The sequence below is a fragment of the Sinomonas terrae genome, assembly GCF_022539255.1.
Lineage (GTDB): Bacteria > Actinomycetota > Actinomycetes > Actinomycetales > Micrococcaceae > Sinomonas > Sinomonas terrae.
Map to the genome: position 1 here is coordinate 3,860,718 of NZ_JAKZBV010000001.1, position 21,138 is coordinate 3,881,855.

The window sequence follows — 21,138 nt, forward strand, 5'->3', positions numbered from 1 at the left end:
GCGTAATGACTCGACCGGCGAGCATTGCGCCCACGCCATCTGCCTCAGACAGGCGTCTGACGGACCAGAGTGACTGGAAACCGTCGGCCACACAGCCACTCGGAGGCAATAAATGGGGGAAGTCATGTTTGGCATGCGCAATGCGCTGGCTGCGGACGCGAGTGCGAAGGCGCTGATCGCGCGAGACTGGCGGACTCGGTTAGGCCGACGCCTCATCTTCACTGACTTCCTCGTTCTTGTCTGGGTTGTCTTCGGAGTGCAGATCGCGTGGTTCGGTTTCGATAGCACCAACCTTTCCTTCCAAGGAGCCTTGGAGGACCTGGCGATCAACTACTCGGCAGTGTCGGTAGTTCTGGTCGCCGCATGGATGACCATCCTCAAGGTGTATGACACTCGGGACGCCCGTATCATTGGGGCGGGACCGACGGAGTACAGGCTCATCGCAGACAGTTCATTGCGTCTGTTCGGCATCGTTGCCATCATCGCATTCCTCTTCCACATTAACCTTGCCCGTGGATATATCCTCATTGCGCTGCCTTCGGGGGTTGCCGTACTAGTACTTTCCCGTTGGCTGTGGCGACAGTGGCTAAGAGTCAAACGACAGGCTGGCGAATTTTCAGCACGCGTTCTGTTGGTGGGTTCGGGACATTCGGTACGGCATCTTGGAACCGAGCTCGCGCGCCACCCTGAGGCCGGGTATCGCATTGTAGGCGAGTGCTGGGCGGGGCCACCTCAGGAGCTTCCGCGCGCGTACGCGGATCATTCAGTGCCCGTTTATTACCATCTTAGCTCCGTTGAAAGAGCGATGACCGAGACGGGCGCGGACACCTTGGTAATCACTAGCGGTGACGAGATTACGCCCGAAAATGTGCGTCGACTAAGCTGGATGCTCGATGGCGAACGACACCATCTGATTGTGGGTGCAAGCCTCGCCGACGTCACGGGCCCTCGTATTCATTCGAGACTGGTCGCGGGACTTCCGCTGATACACGTCGAAGTGCCCAGGTACGATGGCCCCAAGCACGTCGGCAAGCGAGTGTTTGACCTTATCGGAGCGGCCCTGCTCCTCACGCTCCTTTCTCCCCTCTTGATTCTGCTCGCAGTAGCCGTCAAGACGACAAGCCGCGGCTCGGTGATCTATCGGCAGGAACGCATCGGCCTCAACGGTCAGTCATTCACGATGTACAAGTTCCGCTCCATGCAAGTAGATGCCGACGCAAAGTTGGCATCCCTACTTGCCGAACAAGGAACGGATGATCGGCCTCTATTCAAAGTCGAGAACGACCCGCGCATCACTCGCCTTGGCCGCTTCCTCCGCAAGCATTCCCTAGACGAGTTCCCACAGCTGTTCAACGTGCTCTTCGGCAACATGAGCCTGGTCGGACCCCGACCACAGCGTCTGGGTGAGGTCGCGCTCTACGACGAAGCCGCCAAACGACGGCTGTTGGTTAAGCCGGGCATGAGCGGCATGTGGCAGGTAGGCGGGCGTTCATCACTGTCCTGGGAGGACTCACTGAAGCTCGACCTTTTCTATGTCGAGAACTGGTCGTTGATAGGCGACATCATCATACTGTGGCGCACCGTCAAGGCGGTCGCTGCTCCGGGCAAACAAGCATGGTGAGCTTCAACGATCGCCCCCTGAAACAGAGCGTTTGGATCGTCAATGGCGCGGCGAACCTGGTGCGTGCGGCATCAGGGAGCCTTGAGAACCTTCTTCTGCCGCTCGTCCTGCTGTGGCTGCTTCCAAAAGAAAAGTATGGGGCATGGGCAATTGTCTTTTCGGTCTCAACATACGTAACGTATCTCGATCTCGGACTGCAGACGGCGGTCCAGACAAACGTTGCCCGATGCGCGGGGTCGAACGACCTCGTCGGCGCGGCCAGAATGGCTTGGACAGGCGTTAAGTTGGCCGGGAGTGTTGGAGGACTCGCCCTCACCTGCCTAGCAACCGTTGCCGCGACTCTTGCACGCATCTTCCCAGCCGTCCCGCAAGGGTTCGTCCCAGAGGCGGAGCAAGCCCTCGTACTGTTGGCCGTCGGACAAGTGGCCAACCTCCTTATAAATGTCATGTCGTCGTACTACGCAGGCCACCAACGGTCGGTCCTCCCTTCGCTAGTCATGTCGGGTGCGCGGGCGACATCGCTCCTCGCAGTGATCTTAGTCGGAAATCTTGAAAAACAGCTCCCGGCGCTTGCAGCCGCATATTCGGTGCCACTGATCACGGGATTCCTCGTGCTATTGATCGCATTCCATCGCGAGTTTCGTTATCTTCGAGAGTTACGGCGCGTTTCCCGTGGATCGAACAAGTTCACCTCAGCCCCCCTTGCCGGATCTCGGGCTGGTCACCTTTTACGTTACTCGGGGCCTCTGATGATCTGGAACATATGCACGCTCGTTGTGAATGCTGCTGGCACCGCAATTGTCGGCCGAGTCGATTTTGGCGCAGTGGTCGTCTATTCCATCGCAACCATGTTCGTCCTAGCGATCGTCGGCGTAGACAATGCGGTGATGTCCCCTTTGCTCACTGAATTGGGGCGCCAAGCTTCTTTTGGAGACCGGCCAAAGCTAGGATCCACGGCGATCAAAGCGTCACGCATAAACTCGGCCATCCTCGGCATGCTGATTTGCTTTAGTTGCATCACGGTCGCCATTCTTGCGGATACTGCACCTGGGAGCGGGATAAACAGCCGAACAATAGCGATAGCCGTTCTCCTCATAGTAGCGACCGCGACTAGGATTACAATGACGCCTTTGACCTTCGCATTCATCTCCACGGGTGACCACCGCCGCATCGTTGCTCAGCCCATCTTAGATGCGGTAATCAACTTGGGATTGAGCATCAGCCTTGGGCTAATATTCGGGGTCGTGGGCGTTGTTTTAGGGGCCGTCGCATCGGGGGGTATCTCCGTCGTGATAAACGTTTCATGGTCGCGGAGGGCAGCCAGATTCAACGACGTAGTATCCGGTCGAAATATCGCCCGTGCGGTGGGACAACCGATGATTTGCACCTTGCCGGCAATCGTCACCACTCTCATATCACCGGTGTTCGCACCCCTTGGCACCCTGACGGCGGCGGCCATAGTAGTTATGGCAGCTTTGCTCAGCTTTTCCATGCTCTGGTTCCTGGCACTGCCCGCGGATATAAGAGCCTCCCTTGTCCGTGGCCTGATTACAAGACGACGGATCGCCAGAGTTTGACCAGGTCCTCGATAAATACCACTACCACCTATGCTTAGAAAGTGGCAAATTTATGAGCGAAATCACAGCTGAAGAATCAAGGCGACGTGTTGTCCTCACTGGCGGATTGGGCTTTATCGGTACCAAACTGGTCGAATGTCTAATTGATTCCCACGACGTACTAGTGGTCGACAATCTCCACCCTCAAGTTCACACGGATAAACGCCGGATGGATGAACTGGCCCGTTCCGTAAACTTTGTCGAAGGAGATGTTACAAATCCCGCTAACATGAGGGTAGTGGCAGAATTCTGCCCCCACGTTGTCGTGCACCTCGCAGCCGAAACTGGGACAGGACAATCCCTACTTCAATCCCGACGCCACGCTGAAGTCAACGTCACGGGAACAGCCACGCTGCTGGATGCCCTCGCAGGAGCCGACGCCCTCCCTGAAAGGTTAGTCATTCCCTCGTCCCGAGCCATCTACGGGGAAGGTGCTTGGACACTTGCGGGAAACGAGACCCAGGTTGTGCACGCAATCCCGCGAGACCCAGGTCGTCTCGCAGAGGGCGAATGGTTGCCAGTAGGCCCCAACGGGGAGGAATTGTCCGCGCCGGTACCCCACTGTGCTGCAAGAACGGAACCCCGACCAGCGAACGTGTACGCCGCGACGAAACTCGCTCAAGAAAATGTGGCACGTGCGTGGGCTATAGGCCTAGGCGTCCCCCTTTCAGTCCTGCGACTTCAGAACGTCTACGGCGCAGGACAGGCAATTAACAATCCGTATACAGGTGTCCTGACCTTCATGGCTAGACAAGCTTTGGCCGGAGAGCAGATCAACGTTTTCGAAGGCGGAGGGATCATCCGCGATTTCGTCAATGTATCAGATGTTGCAGAAGCTCTGACCGGGGCCGTTCAGGACGAATCGGACAGAAACCTCACTTTAGACATTGGATCGGGATGCCCGGTTTCACTTGATGAGGTCGCGCGCCTATTGAGCGAACTATCTGGCGCGCCAGAACCGAGGGTCTCGCATGATTTCCGCGTAGGTGATGTTCGGGCGGCATCCGCAGATATTAGTGCAGCAACAGACGCCCTCGGCTTTCTACCAGCTGTGGGCCTGAGGGCCGGCCTACATCAACTCCTTTCCTGGGTGAGTTCGGAGGCCTTAAAGTGACTAAATCAACAGTAGGAATCGTAACAGTTACTTTCAATAGCTCGGCAGTGATCGAAGACTTCTTAGCCAGTCTATGGGCGCAGGTCGGTGTCGAAGTACGCCTTTATGCAGTAGACAACGATTCGAGAGACGCAACCGTGCACAGACTCAAGGAAGACGGCAAACGTCATCCCGTGGTCGTGGTTGAAAATGACACCAACGTAGGTGTTGCCGTGGGAAACAATCAAGGCATAGAGGCGGCGTTAGCCGATGGGTGCGACTGGGTACTTCTGCTCAATAACGACACACTGTTTCCGTCAACGTTCGTCGCTGAAATGGTCCGAATCGCCGAGGAGAGACGCCTGAATATCGTTTCTCCGCTGATTGAGGCAACAGACCCCGCCGGCTCAAACTGGTACTCGAATGGAAAGATTCAGCCGTTTAAGGCTATGAAGGCCGTCCATATCGGCATGGGGGACGCACTGGCACCACGCACCCGACCTGAAATTACTTCTGTCGACTATGCGTCGACCTGCGCACTTCTTGTTCGGCCTGTCGTCTTCGAAACAGTCGGTCTGATGGACCCGATATATTTCGTCTACGGCGACGACGTAGATTTTTGTATTCGTGCCAAACGCGCCGGGTACGAATATTCGGTCACGTCTCGCGCTGTTCTCACCCATAAAGCGAGCAGCCTCACGGGTGAATTCACGGGTGAATTTGCTTCCCATTGGATCACTCGAAACTGGGTCGTCGTTGCACGTCGACACTGCACACCCACCCAACTTGTAATTGGCGGTACATACATCGCCATGTGGGTCACCGCCCGGCTAATATTTGGTCGCGAGAATCTCGCTGTCACTCGTAGACGGATCAGAGCCATACGCGAGGGGTTGCGTCTTGACCTTAGTCGAGAAGCTCCACGTCTCTGTGTCCCCAGTGTCGATCCATCACTGACTGAAGGCGATAGATGAGAAATTCAGATCTATTTTGGAAGATTTGGTCGGTCACTGCAGCTTCTCGGCGATTTTCATCGTTTGGCAAGAGAACCTGGATACGCAATCCGCTCATGATAGCTAATCCGCAGCATATCTCCTTGGGCAACAACTGCTTCATTCGAGACGGCGCCCGTTTGGAGGCGGTGACGCGCCCCGGTCTGGAACCTGGCCGCATAACAATTGGCAATCGGGTCACCATGGAACAACACGCACATATCGTTGCCTGCGACTCGGTGATTATAGAGGACGATGTCGCCATGGCACCTCGCTGCACAATTGTTGACTCTTCTCACCCCATAGGATCCCCCACAGACGGAAACCGAGCGCGTGTTCTCTCCGCAGACCCCTCCTTCGTGCATTTGGAGAGAAGGGTGTTTCTCGGAGCAAACGTGGTTGTACTCGCGAACGTGCGCATTGGGGCCAACAGCGTCATTGGAGCTAACTCGGTCGTTACTCGAGATATTCCTCCCAACTCCATAGCAGTCGGTGCACCAGCACGAGTCATTAGGACGATAGAGTGATCGCACAGAAGCGAGCGCGCGACGGCAGAATCTTGTCCGAGCATAGGTTCCCTCATCACCGTAACCGCAATCGTTGGCGTCCGTAGGAGTGCGATGAAAATCCTGCATGTAACTGAATGTGTCGGTGGTGGAGTCGGGCGAGCAATCGATCAAATCCCAGGTCTAGTCTCCAGCCACCAGCACTACCTTCTCAGCGTGCGCCCCGACGCTCAGAAGCCGTCCGGTAAAGGCTTCGCGCGGTCTATGGTTCTGCCAGATGGTCATTTCGCGCGTATTATGGCCGTCCGCCGCGCCGTTTCTGAACTCGATCCTGATGTCATCCATGCTCATTCGAGCTGGGCCGGACTCTACGTCCGCGCAAGACGCATACCTGGTCGCGTTGTGTATCAGCCGCATGGCTATGCTCTGGAACTGGGGGGCAACGCTAGGCGCCTCGCAGTGGCGACGGTTGAGTGGCTTCTGGCGAGACGCTCGTCCTCCGTGGCAGTGTTGTCGCCGCACGAGTTTGATGTGGCCGGCCGACTCAATGCGAATTGTGAACGGGTGTTCGTACCCAACTTCCCCACGATTGAATCGTCACTTCGCAATACCCGAACTCGACTGCGTCGCGTAGTCATGGTCGGAAGACTAAGCAGCCAGAAGGACCCCACATACTTTGCTTCGTTGAAGCAGAGCGTCAACGCCCACGATGACACTATTGACTTTCGTTGGATCGGCGACGGCGATCCGGCGAGCAGAAGTAGATTACAACGGATAGGAGTTACTGTCACAGGATGGCTCGATACCCCTGAACTTGTGGCAGAACTCGAGTGTGCAAGTCTCTATGCCCATACAGGAAGATACGAAGGCTTCCCACTCAGCGTGCTCGACGCCGCAGCTTGTGACTTACCTGTCGTAGCTAGGGCCATCCCTGCTTTCAGCGGTTCCCCTGTAGCACAGTTCGAAACCCTTGCCCAGCACGCGGGCGCGATTCTGAAGTACTTTTCCCAGGAAGAAGACCTTCGCAGAGACCTCAAGGCGCGCAACGTCGAGTTGCTCGAGTTCATGAACGCCGGGCGGCAGCAGGCCGCGCTCCACCAGCTATACGGCATTACCGACTTCGAAGAGTGCTATGCGGCAGCAAAAGAGGGACGACCATGAGCTCATCAGATTTTGACCCGATGCCGACTTCATACGCGTTTGTCGAAAGGGAACCGAAACCCGAAACCGTCCTTGGTGCTTCGCGTCCTCTCATCGCTTCGCTCACAGGCGTCCGAGCACTGGCAGCAGGATGGGTGGTACTTGATCACTTTCAGTCGCAAATCTTCGCTGTGGCGCCCGTCTCCAACCTTCTTAAGCAGTACATCGGTGCTGGCTACTTAGGCGTGGAAGTTTTCTTCGTGCTCAGCGGTTTCATACTTGCATACAATTATTCCGATAGGTTTGCCAAGCGCCGCAAACAACTATACTTTGACTTTATCGTCCTTCGAATTGCAAGAATATATCCCGTACACATCGTCACTCTGTCGGCGCTCGGACTCCTCTTCTTGGCTGCTTCGATGCTCCATATTTCTCTAAACGCGGTCTACGCCCCGTCAAATTTCCTTGCGAACTTGTTTTTGCTTCAGGTAATTCCCCCGTTTTTTGCCTTAAATGGTCCTGCCTGGTCCATTAGCGCCGAATTCTTCGCATATTTGGCATTCCCGTTCTTAGCACTGTGGCTATCGTCGATGAAGACAGCTGCAAAGGGGTTTCTTTTCTCGGCAATCACATGTATCACCGGAACAGCTGGTATTCTGATAATCTCGACTTACAACGCGATGCCCACAAGTTACTCTCTTATATGGCTTCGAATTGCTACAGAGTTCACGACTGGGTGCCTAATGTACAGCGGATGGCGCCATCTGGGAAAACGACGTCACGGTAAGGCGTGGGGATGGACGGCTTTGGGGTCGGCGGCAGCAGTGGCCGGGATCATTGCAGTCATGGGCGGCTCCGGGCCTCAAGCGCTCGCATCCGTTCCGCTGATTGCTGTCTTCGTCCTAAGTTGCGGAGGCTCGACGGGGATTGTCGGAAATATTTTGTCGTCTCGTCTCTTGCAGTGGGGAGGAAGGATCTCTTACTCGGTGTATATGACGCACTTTCTCGTGCTATCGTTGATGCCGAGATTCATCCCCGCAGAAAGATTTGGTGAAGGACCTTTCGCCGCCGGAAGCGCTCTGACCGTATATTTTCTAATGGTCATTGCTGTCGGCGCCGGCACTTACTATTTTATTGAGAATCCCGCGCGCCGCCTAATAAGCAAGCGGTGGGCGCGCCGACGAGGCGAAGGCTTCGCCAAGCCTGTCGAAGCATCGTGATTCTACACAGAAGGACTCAAAGGTGACTGCTCTCGGAATGATCTTTGCGGGCGCATACGCAATCGCTTTATTCGGCGGTCGCCGCTGGGTGCTCCTTGTGCTGGCATCGTCGATTTCATTCAATGACTCCATTGTTATGGCACTAGGGACTGCAACAATTACTCCCTTCTACTTGGGCCTCATCGTATACCTGCTGTCCTCGTTCACCGTCTGGCGGCGCGAGCCATTGCAGAACGGCCAGCTTCCCGGGAGGCTGGTCCTCATAATCATGTTCATATACTGTAGCGTCATAACCGCTATCTCTCCGGTCCTGTTCGCGGGCCTCGGCGTCATCTCTGCCGCCGATGGTATCGACCAGCAAGTAGCGTCATTGACCCCCCTCGGCTTCACTTCATCAAACCTGGCACAGGTCGCGTATTTGCTTCTGAACGTTATTTTCGTTCTTCGCAGTCAACGCGATGGCACCTTTGGTAGCCGCCACCTCACTGTTGGTTTTGCCATCGGAGCCCTCGTAGCATGTTCTTCCTTCATCGGAGGAGCCTGGCCTCACGCAATATTCGACAACTCTCCGCGTGGCTTCTACACCATCGAGACAGGCCGACTTCGAGGTCAATTTAGTGAGCCATCTCATCTGGGCGCATTCGCTGTCGCGGCGAGTATTTACTTCGGAGCTAGGCTGGCTCGTGTCAGGTCTCTTCGAACATTCGTAGTATACGGCGTCCTGGTGTCGATGGCCCTCACGCTGCTGATTGCATCGGCGTCTGGCACGGCTGCAGTTGGACTGGGAGCCGCGCTACTCGCCATGTTGGCGGTATCGCTACGAACGAGCCAGTTCAAAAAGGCGGTACGGATACGAGTCCCTGTTTTCTTAGGAGGGATTGCCGCATTAGTGGCCCTAATTGTCTTGCTCCCTAGTCTCTTCGACATGATCAACACTATCGTGCAAAGTAAGTTTGGATCAGTATCGCTCACAGATCGGACGCTCGTTGACCAGAATTCGATCACGGTGTTCTTAAAAACGTTCCTGCTCGGAGCCGGTGATGGCAGTAATCGCGGCTCATCGTTACTCTTGATGTTGCTGAGCCAAATTGGACTGGTCGGGACCGCCCTCTTTCTAAGAGCAGTCTCGATATCGGTTTTCCGTGGACTGTCCAAGCATTCCGAAGTCCCGGCGGCCCTTGCCCTGATCGGTTTTCTGTCATCGGCGTTCGTTTCACTACCGGACTTTGCTTCTCCAATTTTGTGGGCCCTAATCGCTGTTACCTTCTCATCTCAACAATCCTGCATAGCGGGATCTGGGGAATTATCAGGATTTGGTAGCGATCCCCAGATGTCCGCGCGGTCAGCCCTCACTATCGAAGTCGCTATAGCGGCGGGAAGGACCATGCAATGAAGATTATTCATGTAACCAACGTGATCGCGCCAGACAAGTTGGGTGGGCTCGAACGCTATGTCCGAGAACTTGCAGCATCCTTTGTCACGGAGGGCCACGAAGTGGTCGTCATCAGCAAGGCTACGACGCCTTGCGCCCCTGAAAAGGAGTCCGGCGAAGACGGCGTCCTCGTGAGGAGGCACCCGAGTCCACCTAAATCCTCGCGGCTATTCGCGATCTGGTATCCTTTCATGGTATTTTCAGGCGTAAGACGGATACTTCGCGAGGAAGTTAGCCGATCAGAATTGGCCAATGGGTCCACCATTATTCATGCTCACTTTCCTGTACCGACCCTTGCTCTCGCCCTGCTTCGAATTCCATTCGTCTATACGTTTCATGCACCTGTCTACCGTGAATTAGTCGGCGAACGACAGGGTTCTTACGCGATGTCGAGGTTCGGGGAACGCATGGCTGTTCTAGGCATGAAAGCTGCCGAACGTTTCGTTCTTAAGCGGGCTCGCGTCGTTCTGACGCTCAGCGACTTTACAGCAAGAGAAGCTCGCGAACTCGGCGTTCCCTCGCGGAAGATCAGAGTCGTCCCAGGCGGTTTGGACGAGGCTAGATTCGCATGGCACGGAACCAGCGATGGGCCAGCTACAGATGATGACGGCGGACGGGGTCCGCGCTTGTTCGCAGCTCGTCGGTTCGTCGAACGGACGGGGGTCGAGCAGCTTGTGGAGGCCATGCCTGCTGTACGTGAGGCTGTGCCCCATATAACGCTTCGCCTCGCAGGCACCGGCCCAAGGGAGGCCGACATTCGGGCCTTGATTGAGAGGCTCGACCTCGTAGGGGTCGTCCAGCTTTTGGGTCGTATTTCGGATGAACAACTAGTTTCCGAGTACACCAAGGCAACGCTTTCGGTCACACCCACCTTATACTTGGAAGGCTTCGGCCTCTCCACCGCCGAGTCGCTCTCGCTCGGCACCCCAGCCCTTGTCACCCCTGTCGGCGCCAACCCAGAACTTGTGGCAGGCCTGTCCCCCTCACTCTTGTCGGACGGAACCAGCCCCGACGCCCTTGCCGACGCGCTCATTCGCTTGCTCAATGATCAACAGGCTCTCGAAGCTCTGCGTAGGCGCCTTCGGTCTGGATTCGCCGCTAAGTGGGGTTGGTCGAATGTTGTCCGGCAACTTAATGACGTGTACGAGGCTCTCCTTCGGTAGCCGGGTGCGACGATAGACCTACATGCAGGCGAACTCTCAGCTCCTGACCAGAGTTGACTCAATTGCTTGATGCGTGGGTTTCGGACTGTGAATGGCGTCGAAGATTGTTGCAGCTCGGGCGGGGGAAGGTTCGGGTGGTGCTCCTGACGGCGATGGTCTCTAAGCCCGGGAACCGCAGCTGTTTGACGACGTTCTCGATCCCGAGGCCGGTCCTCTTCTGGACTGTTCGGGAGAGGGCCAGTGCAGCGAACTCAACTCAACGGTCAGGTGAGCTTCGCCTGACTTGCACAGGTGAAGCGGGGTGTGGAGTGTTTCCGCAGGTCAGGATGGGGTTTGGTGGCTCTTCGCGTTTCCGCGGGAATGGTCCTGCTGGGTGAGTGTCACGCTGCTGTCTGAGCGGCGCTCCTGAGCAGGATACGGGATCGGTAGTTGTCCGGGTTCCGGAAGCCCCGTCCGGTTCGTTTGATGTTCTTGATCGCGGTGTTGTTCGCCTCGACCTTGGCCGTGGTCGCGCCGGTGGTGATGAGGACTTCGATCTCGTTCCACCAGCGCTTCACGGTGCGCAGGAGCCGTTTCGTCTCCACGGTCGGGGCGGCCTCGACGAGGCCCTCGAGGATCCGCAGGTGGTCCCGCGCCTCCTCGAGCGCCCCGGACGCGAGCAGGGTGCGGAGCTGCTCCTTGGCCTCCCAGGCGGCCTGCAGCTGCCCGGTCGGGTCGTCGGATTCGAAGACCGCCCGCAGTCGGGCCCTGCCGCGGCCGGAGAGGGTCTCGGCGCCGCGCAGGAGCAGGCGCCGGTTCGCCCACCCCGGGTCCACCGCCCTGCCGCGGCGGCCCTTGATCTCCTGGCTCAGCCGCTGCCTGGCCTCGGTGACGGCCTGGTTCGCCAGCTGGACGAGGTGGAACGCGTCGACCGAGACCGCGGTGCGCGGAAGCCGGCTCTTCGCGGTTCGTCGGGAAACGGGCTCGTGGCGTAGAGCGTGAAGGGGCTCGTGGCCCTGCTGGAATGGGTGTTGTCTAAGCATCCGTAACCGTCAGGAACCACGAGCCTTGATCGAGCCTACGTCGGGGCAGCCCTGTGCTGCCACCGTGATCTTCAACCTGCCCGAATACCGCGTCCTCTCCGCAGCCGTCACCGCCCTCGGGCTCCGCCGGGTGGTGGTCGAGTCCGCCGGTGTGGTGCCGGGGTGCCCGTCCTGCGGCGTCCTCTCGGAACGTGTCAAGGACACCCGCTTCCAGCGGCTGCGGGACGTTCCCGTGGCCGGTTCCGCGGTGGTGCTGTGGCGAAAGCGCAGGTTCTTCTGCGACGAGCCGGCCTGCCCCCGTGGGTCGTTCACCGAGGCCACCGGGCAGGTGCCCAGCCGCGCGCGTTCGACCGCGCGGCTGCTGGGGGCACTCGTCGATGCAGTGGTCGCCTCGGGCCGGTCGGCCGTTGAGGCGGCGGCGGCGCACGGGGTGTCCTGGTGGCTCGTCCAGAAGGCCCTCGATGCGGCAGTGGCGACCCTGCCGGACGTGGACGCCCTCGCGCCGAAGCGGCTCGGGATCGACGAGCATCGCTACCGCTCCGTGCGGTTCTTCCGCACCGACGAGTCCTCTCCGTGGATGCGGGTCGAGCCGTGGATGACAACGATCGTGGATCTGGACACCGGGCAGGTCCTGGGCATCGTGGACGGCAGAGACTGTCAAGCCCCGTGTTTGATGGAGTACTTTTTAGTTGGTTTTCGTGGGTTCTGGCTGTTGGGCTGGTGCGGCATGGGCCGCTTCGTATTCGGCGGGGGGGACGTGGCCGAGCTCGCCGTGGAGGCGCCGGTGGTTGTACCAGTCGACCCATTCGGCCACGGCGATCTCGAGGTGGTTGATGTCGCGCCAGGGGCCTCTGTTGCGGACCAGCTCGGCCTTGAACAGGGAGTTCAGGGCCTCGGCCATGGCATTGTCGTAGCTGTCCCCACGCGAGCCGACGGAGGCGACCCCGTCGGCCTCGGCGAGGCGCTCGGTGTAGCGGATGGCCCGGTACTGGACCCCGCGGTCGGAGTGGTGGACCAGACCGGCCAGGTCGGCCCCGTCCCTGGTGCGGGCCCAGATGCCCATCTGCAGGGCGTCGAGGGCTAGTTCGGTGTAGAGGCTGGTGGAGACCTGCCAGCCCACGATCCGGCGGGCGAAGACGTCCAGGACGAACGCCGCGTAGACCCAGCCGGCGAAGGTGCGCACATACGTTATGTCCGCGACCCAGAGCCGGTTCGGCGCCTCCGCGGTGAACCGGCGCTCGACCAGGTCGGCGGGGCGGGCCGTCTCGGGGGCCGGACGTGTCGTGCGCGGGCCCTTGGCGCGGCTGATCCCGCGCAGGCCCTCGGCGCGCATGAGCCGCTCGACGGTGCAGCGCGCCACCGGGATGCCCTCACGGTTCAGGGCAGCATGGACCTTGCGGACCCCGTAGACGCCGTAGTTCTCCTCATGCACGGTGCGGATCTTCTCGGCCAGCCCGGCATCCCTCAGCGCCCTCGCGGAGGGCTGGCGGGTGCGGTGGGCGTAGTAGGTGCTCGGGGCGATCTGCAGGACGCGGCAGATCGGCTCGACCCCGTGCTCGTCGCGGTGCTCCTCGACGAAGGCGCACATCACCTCGACGGGCGGTCGAGCTCCGCCGCGAAGAAAGCCGAGGCCTGCTTCAGGATCGTGTTCGCCCGGCGCAGCTCGCGGTTCTCCCGCTCGAACTCGGCGATCCGGGCAGCGTCAGTGCTGGTCGTCCCCGGTCGCAGCCCCTCGTCGACCTCCGTCTCGCGCACCCACGTCCGCAGCGCCTCGGGATGGATCCCCAGCTGTTCCCCGATCCGCTTGTACGCCCCGACCCTGGTCGCGGGATCGGCGCGGGCCTCCAAGGCCATGCGCGTCGCGCGCTCCTTCAGTTCGGCCGGGTACTTCCGCGGTGCTGACATGAGAGAAATCCTTCCGGGTCATCGATCTCTCCATCAAACCCGGTGCGGTTCACTTGGTCTCCCTGGCCAATCAGGCGGTGACCGAGGCCAGGCAGCGGCTCTCCCAGGAGGTCAGGGGCCGCCGCGGACGCGCGGTCGACCCGGGATGGGCGAACCGGCGCCTGCTCCTGCGCGGCGCCGAGACGCTCTCCGACCGGGCAGTGGCACGGCTGCGGACGGTCTTCGACACGGACGACCCGACCGGGCAGCTCAAGGCGGCGTGGGAGGCCAAGGAACAGCTCCGCGCCCTGCTCTCCTCCGGCTCGCTCGAGGAGGCCGGCGACCACCTGTGGATCCTCGAGGGCCTCGTCGGGGCGACTCCCACTCCGGAGACGAAGCGGCTCCTGCGCACCGTGACGCGGTGGTGGGCCGAGATCGAGGTCCTGATCGTCACCGGCGCCACGACCGCCAAGGTCGAGGCGAACAACACCGCGATCAAGAACATCAAACGCTGTGAGGCTCGGTATGGCTGGTCCGGGACCGGCTGGCAGGGTAGAAGCTGGTCGTCTTCCCCCGGGCTGTGACTCAATCAAACGCTGGCCCCCCGTGGGCCCTTCCTAGTGAATTGTCCAGTCCGGGGGTTGGCAGCCGGCGCCGCCCGGCCCACACCGAATGGCTTGATCAGAAGACTGCCCAGCCCTGGGCTGTGGCCCATCACAGTAATGCCTCGGAGTGACCTTCACCCGGGCCGACGCCGGCCGCGACGCGGCCCGAAGCATCTGCCCGTCAAGAGGAAGGAAACCCGTGGCCGCGATGACCACTGTCGCACAGTCCCGCCCGTTCGTCATCGGCGTGGACACCCACGCCCGCACCCACACCCTCGCGGTGCTCCGCGCGGCGACCGGGGAGCAGCTCGGCTGCCAGCAGTTCCCCGCCACGGCCGCGGGCATGCGCCGGGCCATGGACTGGGCAGCCCGCCGGACCGGCGGCGACGCGGACACGCTGTGGGTGATCGAGGGGACGGGCAGCTACGGAGCCCAGCTCAGCGGGGCCGTCACAGACGCCGGCTTCGAAGTCGTGGAGGCCCCGAGGGGCTATATGCGCTCACGGACCACCACGGGCAAGTCTGACCCGCTCGATGCGGCAGCGATCGCCGCGGCCGCCCTCCCGCTTGATGAGGACCGCCTGCGCATCCCACGCCAGGACGACGGCGCGCGCGCAGCCCTTAGGGTGCTCGTCGCGGCCCGCGAGCAGATGACGCTCGAGCGCACGGCCAAGGTCAACGCCCTCACCGCCCTGGTCCGGACCGTGGACCTCGGCCTCGACGCCCGCCGCCCGCTCTCGGGCACCCAGATCACCGAGACCGCCGGGTGGCGGGCACGGGCGGAAGACATCGCCACGGCCACCGCACGCACCGAGGCCGTCCGGCTGGCCAAGCGCATCACCGCCCTCCATACGGAGCTCAAGCAGAACCAAGGACGCATCACAGAACTGCTCCGGGCCAGCCCAGCGGCAGCGCTGCTGGAGGAGACCGGCATCGGGCCAGTCACCGCCGCAGTGGCCTACATTGTCTGGTCCCACCTCGGCCGGGTCCGCTCCGAGGCCGCCTTCGCCGCCCTCGCCGGCGTCAGCCCCATCCCAGCATCGTCAGGGAACACTGTCCGGCACCGGCTCAACCGGGGAGGCGACAGGCGCCTCAACCGCGCGCTTCACATGGCGATCATCACCAGAATGGCCCACGACCCCGACACGCGGGCCTACGCCGAGCGGCGCACCGCAGAGGGAAAGACCCCACGCGAGATCCGCCGCTGCCTCAAGCGCTACCTCGCCCGACACCTCTACCGCACACTCAACGCACTCCACCAACACCCGGTCACAACAGCAGCTTGACAGACATAGAAGATTCACCGGCCGCGGCTTCCGCAACCCGGAGAACTACCGGTCCCGTATCCTGCTCAGGAGCGCCGCTCAGACAGCGGCGTGACACTCATCCCAGCAGGACCATTCCCGCGGAACCGCGAAGAGCCCCCTTCGCCCGGCGCCTGACGTGGCGGCTCTGGGCCGATGACGTCGCGATCGACCCGTCCGCGGCGTTCCGCACGGGCCTGCGCATGTGGCTGCCCCGCGCCGCGGTCCCGGTCGACGCCTTCCACCTCGCCTCCTCGCCACCCAGGCGGTGACCGAGGCCAGGCAGCGGCTCTCCCAGGAGGTCAGGGGCCGCCGCGGACGCGGTCGACGCGGGACGGGCGAACCAGCGCCTGTTCCTCCGCGGTGCCGATACGCTCTCGGCCCGAGCAGTGGCCCGTGCGGACGGTCTTCGACACACACGACCCGACCGGGCAGCTCAGGTACACCTCGATCCGGCTGACCGACCGACACGACCTCGAGAGGATGGCCCGATCGGCTCTGTCTGGGACGCGCACGACAACGCGCTCATGAAGTCCTTGGCAATTGGCTCTACAAGACAGAGTGCGTCCTCACCACGATCTTCCACGACGGAGCTTACAAGGGCCTCGTGGACGCCGCCGGATGGGTCGCGGGTACAACGCAGCCGAGGCTCGATCGGTCATCGGCCAGCAGAGCACAGCCCAGTTCGAGAACGCCTACCACGCTGGCCCCGCCAACAGCTCCTTCGAGAAGCGGCGGGAAACCCATGCCGGTTCACGCCAGTCATGGCACGATGTCGCCTTCTACTCCCGTATTAGAAGGTAGCTCCCAATGAGAGGCCAATGCTCTCCAACTCCTATTCGCTAGACGATTCCGACGGAGTAGGTGCTGGTGTCTTCGCAGGCGCAACGGGCGATGAATATGTCGGAATTGGGCCGGTCGTCCCTTGCACCTCGGGATGCCCATGCATGTAGGCCACGACCACGAGCAAAATGTCGAGGGCAACAAACAAAAAGACTCCCCCGATGGCCCAGTAGAGTCTCCCGTGTCCTTTTCGCCTGACCCCACTCATCGAGGCGCTCTCCACGGCCACAGCCTCTCCGCTATGACGCCAATCTGCTGCTGAATCCGGCTCCCCACCATTTCGTATACCTCGAAAGGCTGGCGATATGGATCCTCAAGATCGTCATCGTATTCGTTCTCCGGTGGGGGGACAAACCCCCGAAGTGCGCGGGCGGCCTCAACCAATCTAGCTGGATCGGACGGTCGAGATAACTCCGACAGGGGGACTGCAGCGATCAGTCGCGCGAACTCATTTATGGTAAACGTCCTCCGCGACATACTCGGAAGAATCTGCACAACGGACCGGCGGTGGGATCGAGCAGCCGTCAAAACAAGGTCAGCGGATCGCAAATGCCCCTCTGTCAACAGCTGGGCGCGGTGGCCGTCTGGTTCACCCCCGTACATGCGGGAGACGGCAGCTGCTTCCTTGGGCATCGCGGCTCCTTCCTCGGCGATCACCCCAGCACTGCATACACGAAGCGGGTACCCTATCGTCCGAGTTCTTAGAAGCTGCTCCGCAATTGGAGAACGACACAGGTTTCCAGAGCAAATCATAAGGACAGTGAACCTTGCTTGATCCATAAGCTACCCCGAAAGTCCCCGGACTCGGCGATGCATCATTCGCCGCGACTCCTTGCCGACGGTTACGTCATCCTGAGCATAGACGGGACCGTAGCCGTACGTTTGATAACCATAAGAATGCGGCCCTTGCGCCGGAAGCATGGTGAGGACGAAGCCGAATAGTCGCACTCCGACGTTTTCGAGAGCTGTTACGGCAGCGGCAAGCTGACTACGGTGAGTGCGACCAGCTGCTACTACAACAATGGCTCCCCCGGCGAACTTGCTGAGAACCGCGGCGTCGGTCACTGGGAGAAGGGGCGGGGCGTCGAAGAGCACGTAGTCGAACTGGCCTTCCAGACGCTTCACAAGCGACTGCATGGCCGCTGAGCCCAGAAGTTCACTCGGGTTCGGCGGCACACTTCCTGCCGGAAGAACGTGCAGTCCGCCCTGGCCCCACTGCTGGACCGCGTCCTCCATGTCCGCCCTCCCGATGAGCAGATCGGTGAGACCCACCGCACCCTCAAGACCCATGTAGGTCGCGAGCTTTGGACGACGGAGGTCAGCGTCAATGACGATCACCCTATGTCCCGCGTTGTCGAGTGCGATTGCAAGGTTGGACGCCGTGCTGCTCTTCCCTTCGCTCTCAATCGCCGACGTGACCACGAAGCAGCGGGCTCCCTCGCCGGCGTCAAGGAACTGCAGGTTGGTCCGCAGTGTCCGGAAGGCTTCGGCCCGAGGGCTGCGCGGATCGTCTTGAACGATGAGAGGCCGTTTGGACGCCTTCGCGTCATACATGATCCCACCGAGGATAGGCGCGGCACTTATCGTTTGAACATCCTGATCGCTGCGAACTCGGTTATCGAGAGTGTGCCGAAGAACAACAACTCCAACACCAAGTGCAAGCCCGAGGAAGAGACCGAGCGCGACATCGATTGGCACATTAGGCGTTACAGGCGCTGAGGGGACCTCGGCCTCCTGTACTCTGGTCAGCTTGACCTCAGCGCTCTGGGATCCCGTCGATTCTATGTTCTGAACGACATTGGTCAGGCTCTGGGAAATACCGTTGGCGATATTAGCCGATTGGACAGGATCAGGCGACGTCGCCGAGATTTCTATAAGCGTCGTATCGAGGGATGCTGTAGCTGTGACCGATTTCGCGAGGTCATCTGCCGTCGTAGAAAGATGAAGGTTAGAAATGACGGGCAAGAGAACGATGGGAGTCGTGACGAGGCCGGCATACGTCTTCACGCGCTGTTGGGTGAAAGTGCTGCCTTGGACAAGGTCCGTGACGGTTCCGCCCGACTGCGTCGAGACGAAAACCTGTGCGGAGGCCTTGAACTGCGGCTTGCTTACAAGGGAGAAGATTGCAGCGGCGGCCACCCCCGCCAATGCCATCACAACGACTAGGATCCAGCCTGCGCGTAGGATGCGAACATAGTCTCGAAGCTCCAAGGGCCCTCCCCCATAGGTCACACGGTTGCACTCCGTGTCCACACATATGTTGCCACACGTCAACACCCATTACGGCCTCAGTGGAGAATGATGGACACGATCACCCCCCTGCGAGTACCGCGCTTAGCTTGGGCAACGCTCGGCCTCGTTGCCGCCGTCGTGTGCGGTTGGGCGATCGAAGCGATCCCGCCCGCTCAAGTCAACCCCACCCTCCTAGGCGCAGTTGCCTTCCTCGGAGTCTGGATTCCCCTGCTCGCGGCCCTAACACTGTGCTTCGCCAAACAACGCCTCAGTGAGACCCTCGCCTTCCTTGGGCTCCGCTTCCAGCCCCTCGACGCGCTCTGGGGCCTCGGCATCGGCTGCCTCGGCCGCGCATTCGACGCGTTCCTCCGTATGGTCCTCACCGGTTCGGGCGGCCTCGTCCTGCAGCCAACACTCAGTGCCCTCGCCAGCCCGGTCGTTCAGACCATCGTGCTCGGGATCCTCGCTCCCGTCGTCATCGCCCCGGTGATCGAGGAGATCTACTTCCGCGGCCTCATCCAGCGCAGCCTTGCCGCCGCCCTCGAACCTCTCGGTCGCGCGCCTAGGTGGGCTGCCGCCGTCGTCCTCACCTCGCTCGCCTTCGCTTTGGTCCACGCACTCCTGCTCATCGGCACCCCGAACGAGGCCATGCTCACCGGAATCTCGACATTCATCTTCGCGCTCCTAGCCGGCACGACAGCGGCAGCCACGAACCGACTGGGCGGTTCAATCGCAGGGCACATCGTGTTCAACGGGCTCGGCGTGCTGCTGACGTGGCCCGTCTAGGGCCACCACGTAGACGCCAAAATTTTTCAACACCGAGTACCGCGGATCGACCACGGAGGGGGTGTTATGTGCCCATAGGCTGGGATCACTTCTTCAGAAAACCCCCTTATGGAGAAGGGAAAGGCCCTCCACGCTCCCCCACGTGGACGGGCAAGCGGAGCCCCTGGGTGCCAACGGCCCAGGGGCTCCGTCTTTTCCCCGTCACGAATCGTCAGGAAGCGGGCGACTGCCGCCCGATCAGGCACGCACCCGTCTGAATCGGCGCCGCGATCTCCGTCGAAATGCTCGCGTCCGACCTCACGAACTGGCCTACGAGGCACTGCGCACCGAGACGGACCGAAACCACGAGGGTCGGTGCCTGGAGGTTTGCGCTCGTCTGGTCCGCACTCTGCTGCATCGCGGCCGCGTTGAAGCCCACGCCCGTGAGCGCAGTGGTGAGAGTCTTCGCCTCAACCGACGACGCCGCCGTCGACTGCGCGGCCTTCTCCAGCGTCCGCTTGAACAGGTCGAGGTTCGCGGCGCCCGTGGCGGAGGGATCGAAGCGGGCCAGAGCCGCGGCAGGTGGCGCGCTGGCACTGGGGGTCGGTGACGGGGAAGGCACGGACGACGCCGGAGCGCTCGCCTTCGGGGCCGGGCTCAAGTCCAGGCCTTGGAGCGCGCCGGTCAGCCCGTACCCGCCAACGGCCAGGAGCACAACGACGAGGCCTCCCCACACGAAATTCTTCACGAGGCCGTCCCCACGGTCGCGCCGTCGTCCACGAACGTCGCCGCCATCCACGGGAAGACCCACTGATCAAGGACGATCAGCAGCACGGCGATGATCAGGGCAAGGATGAGGATCCGCACGACGACCGGCCCCGGAAGGCTCCTCCACAGCGCTCGGTACATCTCAGCCGTCCTTTGCAAGCGTGGGGTCCAATTCAGCGGGCGCTGTGGTGCTGAAGCCGACGAACGTCCCGTACGCGGCGACGCGCTCGAGCGGCGGAAAGATGGCCGGATAGCACGTGGTGAGCGTGATGAGGCGGTCGTTGCCCGGGGTTCGGGAGACGGTGGGCACGGCGTCGAGGACATTGATCGCATCCGGCTGCACGAATTGGAAATTCCGGAACGTGTACGTGTACCAGCCCAGCGAGGTCTGAATGTAGACCTTGTCGCCGAGGCGCAGCTTGCTCAGATTGAGGAAGCTGTTGCCGTACCCGATGTCGTGGGCGGCGATGGCGAAATTACCGAGGCCGCCTGGCATCGCGGTGCCCGTGTAATGGCCGACGCCGGCCGTCACGCTGTTGAGGACCAGTTCGGTGTTCACAGATTCGCGCAGGATGCGCCGCCAGTCTGTCCCGAGGCGGGGGATGTAGACGACGCCGATCGTGTCGGCGATGTTGGGCGGCTCGGCCATGACGGGAATCGCGCTCGCCTTCTCCCCCGTGGTCGCCAGCTTCCCGGCCGACGGCGCTGGCGCAGGAGTGTGGGCGGCTTGGCTCTTGATCTGCTGCGAGAGCTGCCGGCTCTGCTGTAACGCGACCTGCTCCTGACGAAGGCCTACGACCCACGGATTGAAGAATGCGTACCAGAGAACGAAGAGCCCAATGATCACCGCAATGGTGATGAGGGCTTCCCCCGTGATCCCGAGAGCCTTCACCCATGCGGACGGTCCGGCCGCACTCCGCTTTTCCGCCACGT

General features: G+C 60.9%; 20 protein-coding genes, 1 pseudogene and 1 other annotated feature. Of the genes and pseudogenes, 14 read left to right on the plus strand and 7 right to left on the minus strand.

Going from position 1 to position 21,138, the window contains the following annotated elements:
* The first annotated feature begins 112 nt into the window (after window positions 1-112).
* The 9 genes from L0M17_RS17830 to L0M17_RS17870 all read left to right on the plus strand — a co-directional run bounded on the left by L0M17_RS17830 (window position 113) and on the right by L0M17_RS17870 (window position 10,783).
* On the plus strand, window positions 113-1,621 hold the full coding sequence (locus L0M17_RS17830) for a sugar transferase (RefSeq protein WP_241055743.1): 1,509 nt from the start codon (window positions 113-115) through the stop codon (window positions 1,619-1,621).
* Window positions 1,618-3,198, plus strand: a complete 1,581-nt coding sequence (locus tag L0M17_RS17835; RefSeq protein ID WP_241055744.1) for a lipopolysaccharide biosynthesis protein — start codon at window positions 1,618-1,620, stop codon at window positions 3,196-3,198. Before L0M17_RS17830 ends, L0M17_RS17835 begins: the two co-directional genes overlap by 4 nt.
* A gap of 52 nt (window positions 3,199-3,250) precedes the next feature.
* A complete protein-coding gene (locus tag L0M17_RS17840; protein ID WP_241055745.1) occupies window positions 3,251-4,351 on the plus strand; it encodes an NAD-dependent epimerase/dehydratase family protein in 1,101 nt (366 codons plus the stop codon).
* The gene (locus L0M17_RS17845; RefSeq protein WP_241055746.1) at window positions 4,348-5,304 is read left to right on the plus strand and encodes a glycosyltransferase family 2 protein; all 957 of its coding nucleotides are present in this window, start codon (window positions 4,348-4,350) and stop codon (window positions 5,302-5,304) included. The genes L0M17_RS17840 and L0M17_RS17845 overlap by 4 nt, the downstream gene beginning before the upstream one ends.
* A 281-nt stretch (window positions 5,305-5,585) precedes the next feature.
* Window positions 5,586-5,849, plus strand: a complete 264-nt coding sequence (locus L0M17_RS17850; RefSeq protein WP_290427299.1) for an acyltransferase — start codon at window positions 5,586-5,588, stop codon at window positions 5,847-5,849.
* 93 nt (window positions 5,850-5,942) lie between these two features.
* Window positions 5,943-6,989: a glycosyltransferase gene (locus L0M17_RS17855; protein ID WP_241055747.1), complete on the plus strand. Its 1,047-nt coding sequence runs from the start codon at window positions 5,943-5,945 to the stop codon at window positions 6,987-6,989.
* Entirely contained in the window at window positions 6,986-8,188 is a 1,203-nt protein-coding gene (locus L0M17_RS17860; RefSeq protein WP_241055748.1) for an acyltransferase family protein, read from the plus strand. The genes L0M17_RS17855 and L0M17_RS17860 overlap by 4 nt, the downstream gene beginning before the upstream one ends.
* Window positions 8,189-8,210: 22 nt before the next feature.
* A complete protein-coding gene (locus L0M17_RS22775; protein ID WP_241055749.1) occupies window positions 8,211-9,581 on the plus strand; it encodes an O-antigen ligase family protein in 1,371 nt (456 codons plus the stop codon).
* A complete protein-coding gene (locus tag L0M17_RS17870; protein WP_241055750.1) occupies window positions 9,578-10,783 on the plus strand; it encodes a glycosyltransferase family 4 protein in 1,206 nt (401 codons plus the stop codon). Before L0M17_RS22775 ends, L0M17_RS17870 begins: the two co-directional genes overlap by 4 nt.
* Before the next feature lie 380 nt (window positions 10,784-11,163).
* Here L0M17_RS17870 and L0M17_RS17875 read toward each other — a convergent pair whose 3' ends face one another.
* Complete coding sequence (locus tag L0M17_RS17875) at window positions 11,164-11,805, minus strand: transposase (RefSeq protein ID WP_241055751.1); 642 nt, start codon at window positions 11,803-11,805, stop codon at window positions 11,164-11,166.
* Between the two features lie 154 nt (window positions 11,806-11,959).
* On the opposite strand from L0M17_RS17875, the pseudogene L0M17_RS22780 reads away from it, so the two are divergent.
* Window positions 11,960-12,040 (plus strand): annotated as a pseudogene (locus L0M17_RS22780) (hypothetical protein); the annotation flags it as partial.
* A 450-nt stretch (window positions 12,041-12,490) separates the two neighbouring features.
* Here the strand turns inward: L0M17_RS22780 and L0M17_RS17885 are convergent.
* A protein-coding gene (locus L0M17_RS17885; RefSeq protein ID WP_241055752.1) for an IS3 family transposase occupies window positions 12,491-13,710 on the minus strand; the annotation gives its coding sequence in 2 pieces (ribosomal slippage) (window positions 12,491-13,431 and window positions 13,431-13,710; 1,221 coding nt in all).
* Window positions 13,319-13,432 (minus strand) — a sequence feature (AL1L pseudoknot). (Overlaps the previous gene by 114 nt.)
* Before the next feature lie 53 nt (window positions 13,711-13,763).
* Here L0M17_RS17885 and L0M17_RS17890 point away from each other — a divergent pair.
* From L0M17_RS17890 to L0M17_RS17905, 3 genes are all read left to right on the plus strand, one after another.
* The gene (locus L0M17_RS17890; RefSeq protein ID WP_255732160.1) at window positions 13,764-14,273 is read left to right on the plus strand and encodes a transposase; all 510 of its coding nucleotides are present in this window, start codon (window positions 13,764-13,766) and stop codon (window positions 14,271-14,273) included.
* A 229-nt stretch (window positions 14,274-14,502) separates the two neighbouring features.
* Window positions 14,503-15,579, plus strand: coding sequence for an IS110 family RNA-guided transposase (locus L0M17_RS17895; RefSeq protein ID WP_241052565.1), 1,077 nt, complete (start codon window positions 14,503-14,505; stop codon window positions 15,577-15,579).
* Between the two features lie 639 nt (window positions 15,580-16,218).
* A complete protein-coding gene (locus tag L0M17_RS17905) occupies window positions 16,219-16,401 on the plus strand; it encodes a hypothetical protein (RefSeq protein WP_241056535.1) in 183 nt (60 codons plus the stop codon).
* A 243-nt stretch (window positions 16,402-16,644) separates the two neighbouring features.
* On the opposite strand, the gene L0M17_RS22995 is transcribed toward L0M17_RS17905, so the two are convergent.
* Window positions 16,645-17,220 (minus strand): arsenate reductase/protein-tyrosine-phosphatase family protein, encoded by a 576-nt coding sequence (locus L0M17_RS22995; protein WP_372498040.1) that lies wholly within the window; start codon window positions 17,218-17,220, stop codon window positions 16,645-16,647.
* Window positions 17,221-17,223: 3 nt separating this feature from the next.
* A complete protein-coding gene (locus L0M17_RS17910) occupies window positions 17,224-18,651 on the minus strand; it encodes a tyrosine-protein kinase domain-containing protein (RefSeq protein WP_241055754.1) in 1,428 nt (475 codons plus the stop codon).
* A 90-nt stretch (window positions 18,652-18,741) separates the two neighbouring features.
* Between L0M17_RS17910 and L0M17_RS17915 the strand changes: the two genes are divergently transcribed.
* On the plus strand, window positions 18,742-19,458 hold the full coding sequence (locus tag L0M17_RS17915; RefSeq protein ID WP_241055755.1) for a CPBP family intramembrane glutamic endopeptidase: 717 nt from the start codon (window positions 18,742-18,744) through the stop codon (window positions 19,456-19,458).
* Window positions 19,459-19,669: 211 nt separating this feature from the next.
* Here the strand turns inward: L0M17_RS17915 and L0M17_RS17920 are convergent, their stop codons facing one another.
* From L0M17_RS17920 to L0M17_RS17930, 3 genes are read right to left on the minus strand one after another with little or no spacing between them, the layout of a single operon-like run.
* Complete coding sequence (locus L0M17_RS17920) at window positions 19,670-20,185, minus strand: DUF6993 domain-containing protein (protein ID WP_241055756.1); 516 nt, start codon at window positions 20,183-20,185, stop codon at window positions 19,670-19,672.
* Window positions 20,182-20,346, minus strand: coding sequence for a hypothetical protein (locus L0M17_RS17925; protein ID WP_241055757.1), 165 nt, complete (start codon window positions 20,344-20,346; stop codon window positions 20,182-20,184). Before L0M17_RS17925 ends, L0M17_RS17920 begins: the two co-directional genes overlap by 4 nt.
* 1 nt (window position 20,347) lies before the next feature.
* The gene (locus L0M17_RS17930) at window positions 20,348-21,136 is read right to left on the minus strand and encodes a class E sortase (protein WP_241055758.1); all 789 of its coding nucleotides are present in this window, start codon (window positions 21,134-21,136) and stop codon (window positions 20,348-20,350) included.
* Between the last annotated feature and the right edge of the window lie 2 nt (window positions 21,137-21,138).

Coding starts and splice junctions, on each gene's coding strand:
- L0M17_RS17830 (WP_241055743.1), top strand. CDS start 113: ATGGGGGAAGTCATGTTTGGCATGCGCAATGCGCTGGCTGCGGACGCG.
- L0M17_RS17840 (WP_241055745.1), top strand. CDS start 3,251: ATGAGCGAAATCACAGCTGAAGAATCAAGGCGACGTGTTGTCCTCACT.
- L0M17_RS17850 (WP_290427299.1), top strand. CDS start 5,586: ATGGCACCTCGCTGCACAATTGTTGACTCTTCTCACCCCATAGGATCC.
- L0M17_RS17855 (WP_241055747.1), top strand. CDS start 5,943: ATGAAAATCCTGCATGTAACTGAATGTGTCGGTGGTGGAGTCGGGCGA.
- L0M17_RS17860 (WP_241055748.1), top strand. CDS start 6,986: ATGAGCTCATCAGATTTTGACCCGATGCCGACTTCATACGCGTTTGTC.
- L0M17_RS17870 (WP_241055750.1), top strand. CDS start 9,578: ATGAAGATTATTCATGTAACCAACGTGATCGCGCCAGACAAGTTGGGT.
- L0M17_RS17875 (WP_241055751.1), bottom strand. CDS start 11,805: ATGCTTAGACAACACCCATTCCAGCAGGGCCACGAGCCCCTTCACGCT.
- L0M17_RS17895 (WP_241052565.1), top strand. CDS start 14,503: ATGACCACTGTCGCACAGTCCCGCCCGTTCGTCATCGGCGTGGACACC.
- L0M17_RS17905 (WP_241056535.1), top strand. CDS start 16,219: ATGGGTCGCGGGTACAACGCAGCCGAGGCTCGATCGGTCATCGGCCAG.
- L0M17_RS22995 (WP_372498040.1), bottom strand. CDS start 17,220: ATGGATCAAGCAAGGTTCACTGTCCTTATGATTTGCTCTGGAAACCTG.
- L0M17_RS17915 (WP_241055755.1), top strand. CDS start 18,742: ATGGACACGATCACCCCCCTGCGAGTACCGCGCTTAGCTTGGGCAACG.
- L0M17_RS17925 (WP_241055757.1), bottom strand. CDS start 20,346: ATGTACCGAGCGCTGTGGAGGAGCCTTCCGGGGCCGGTCGTCGTGCGG.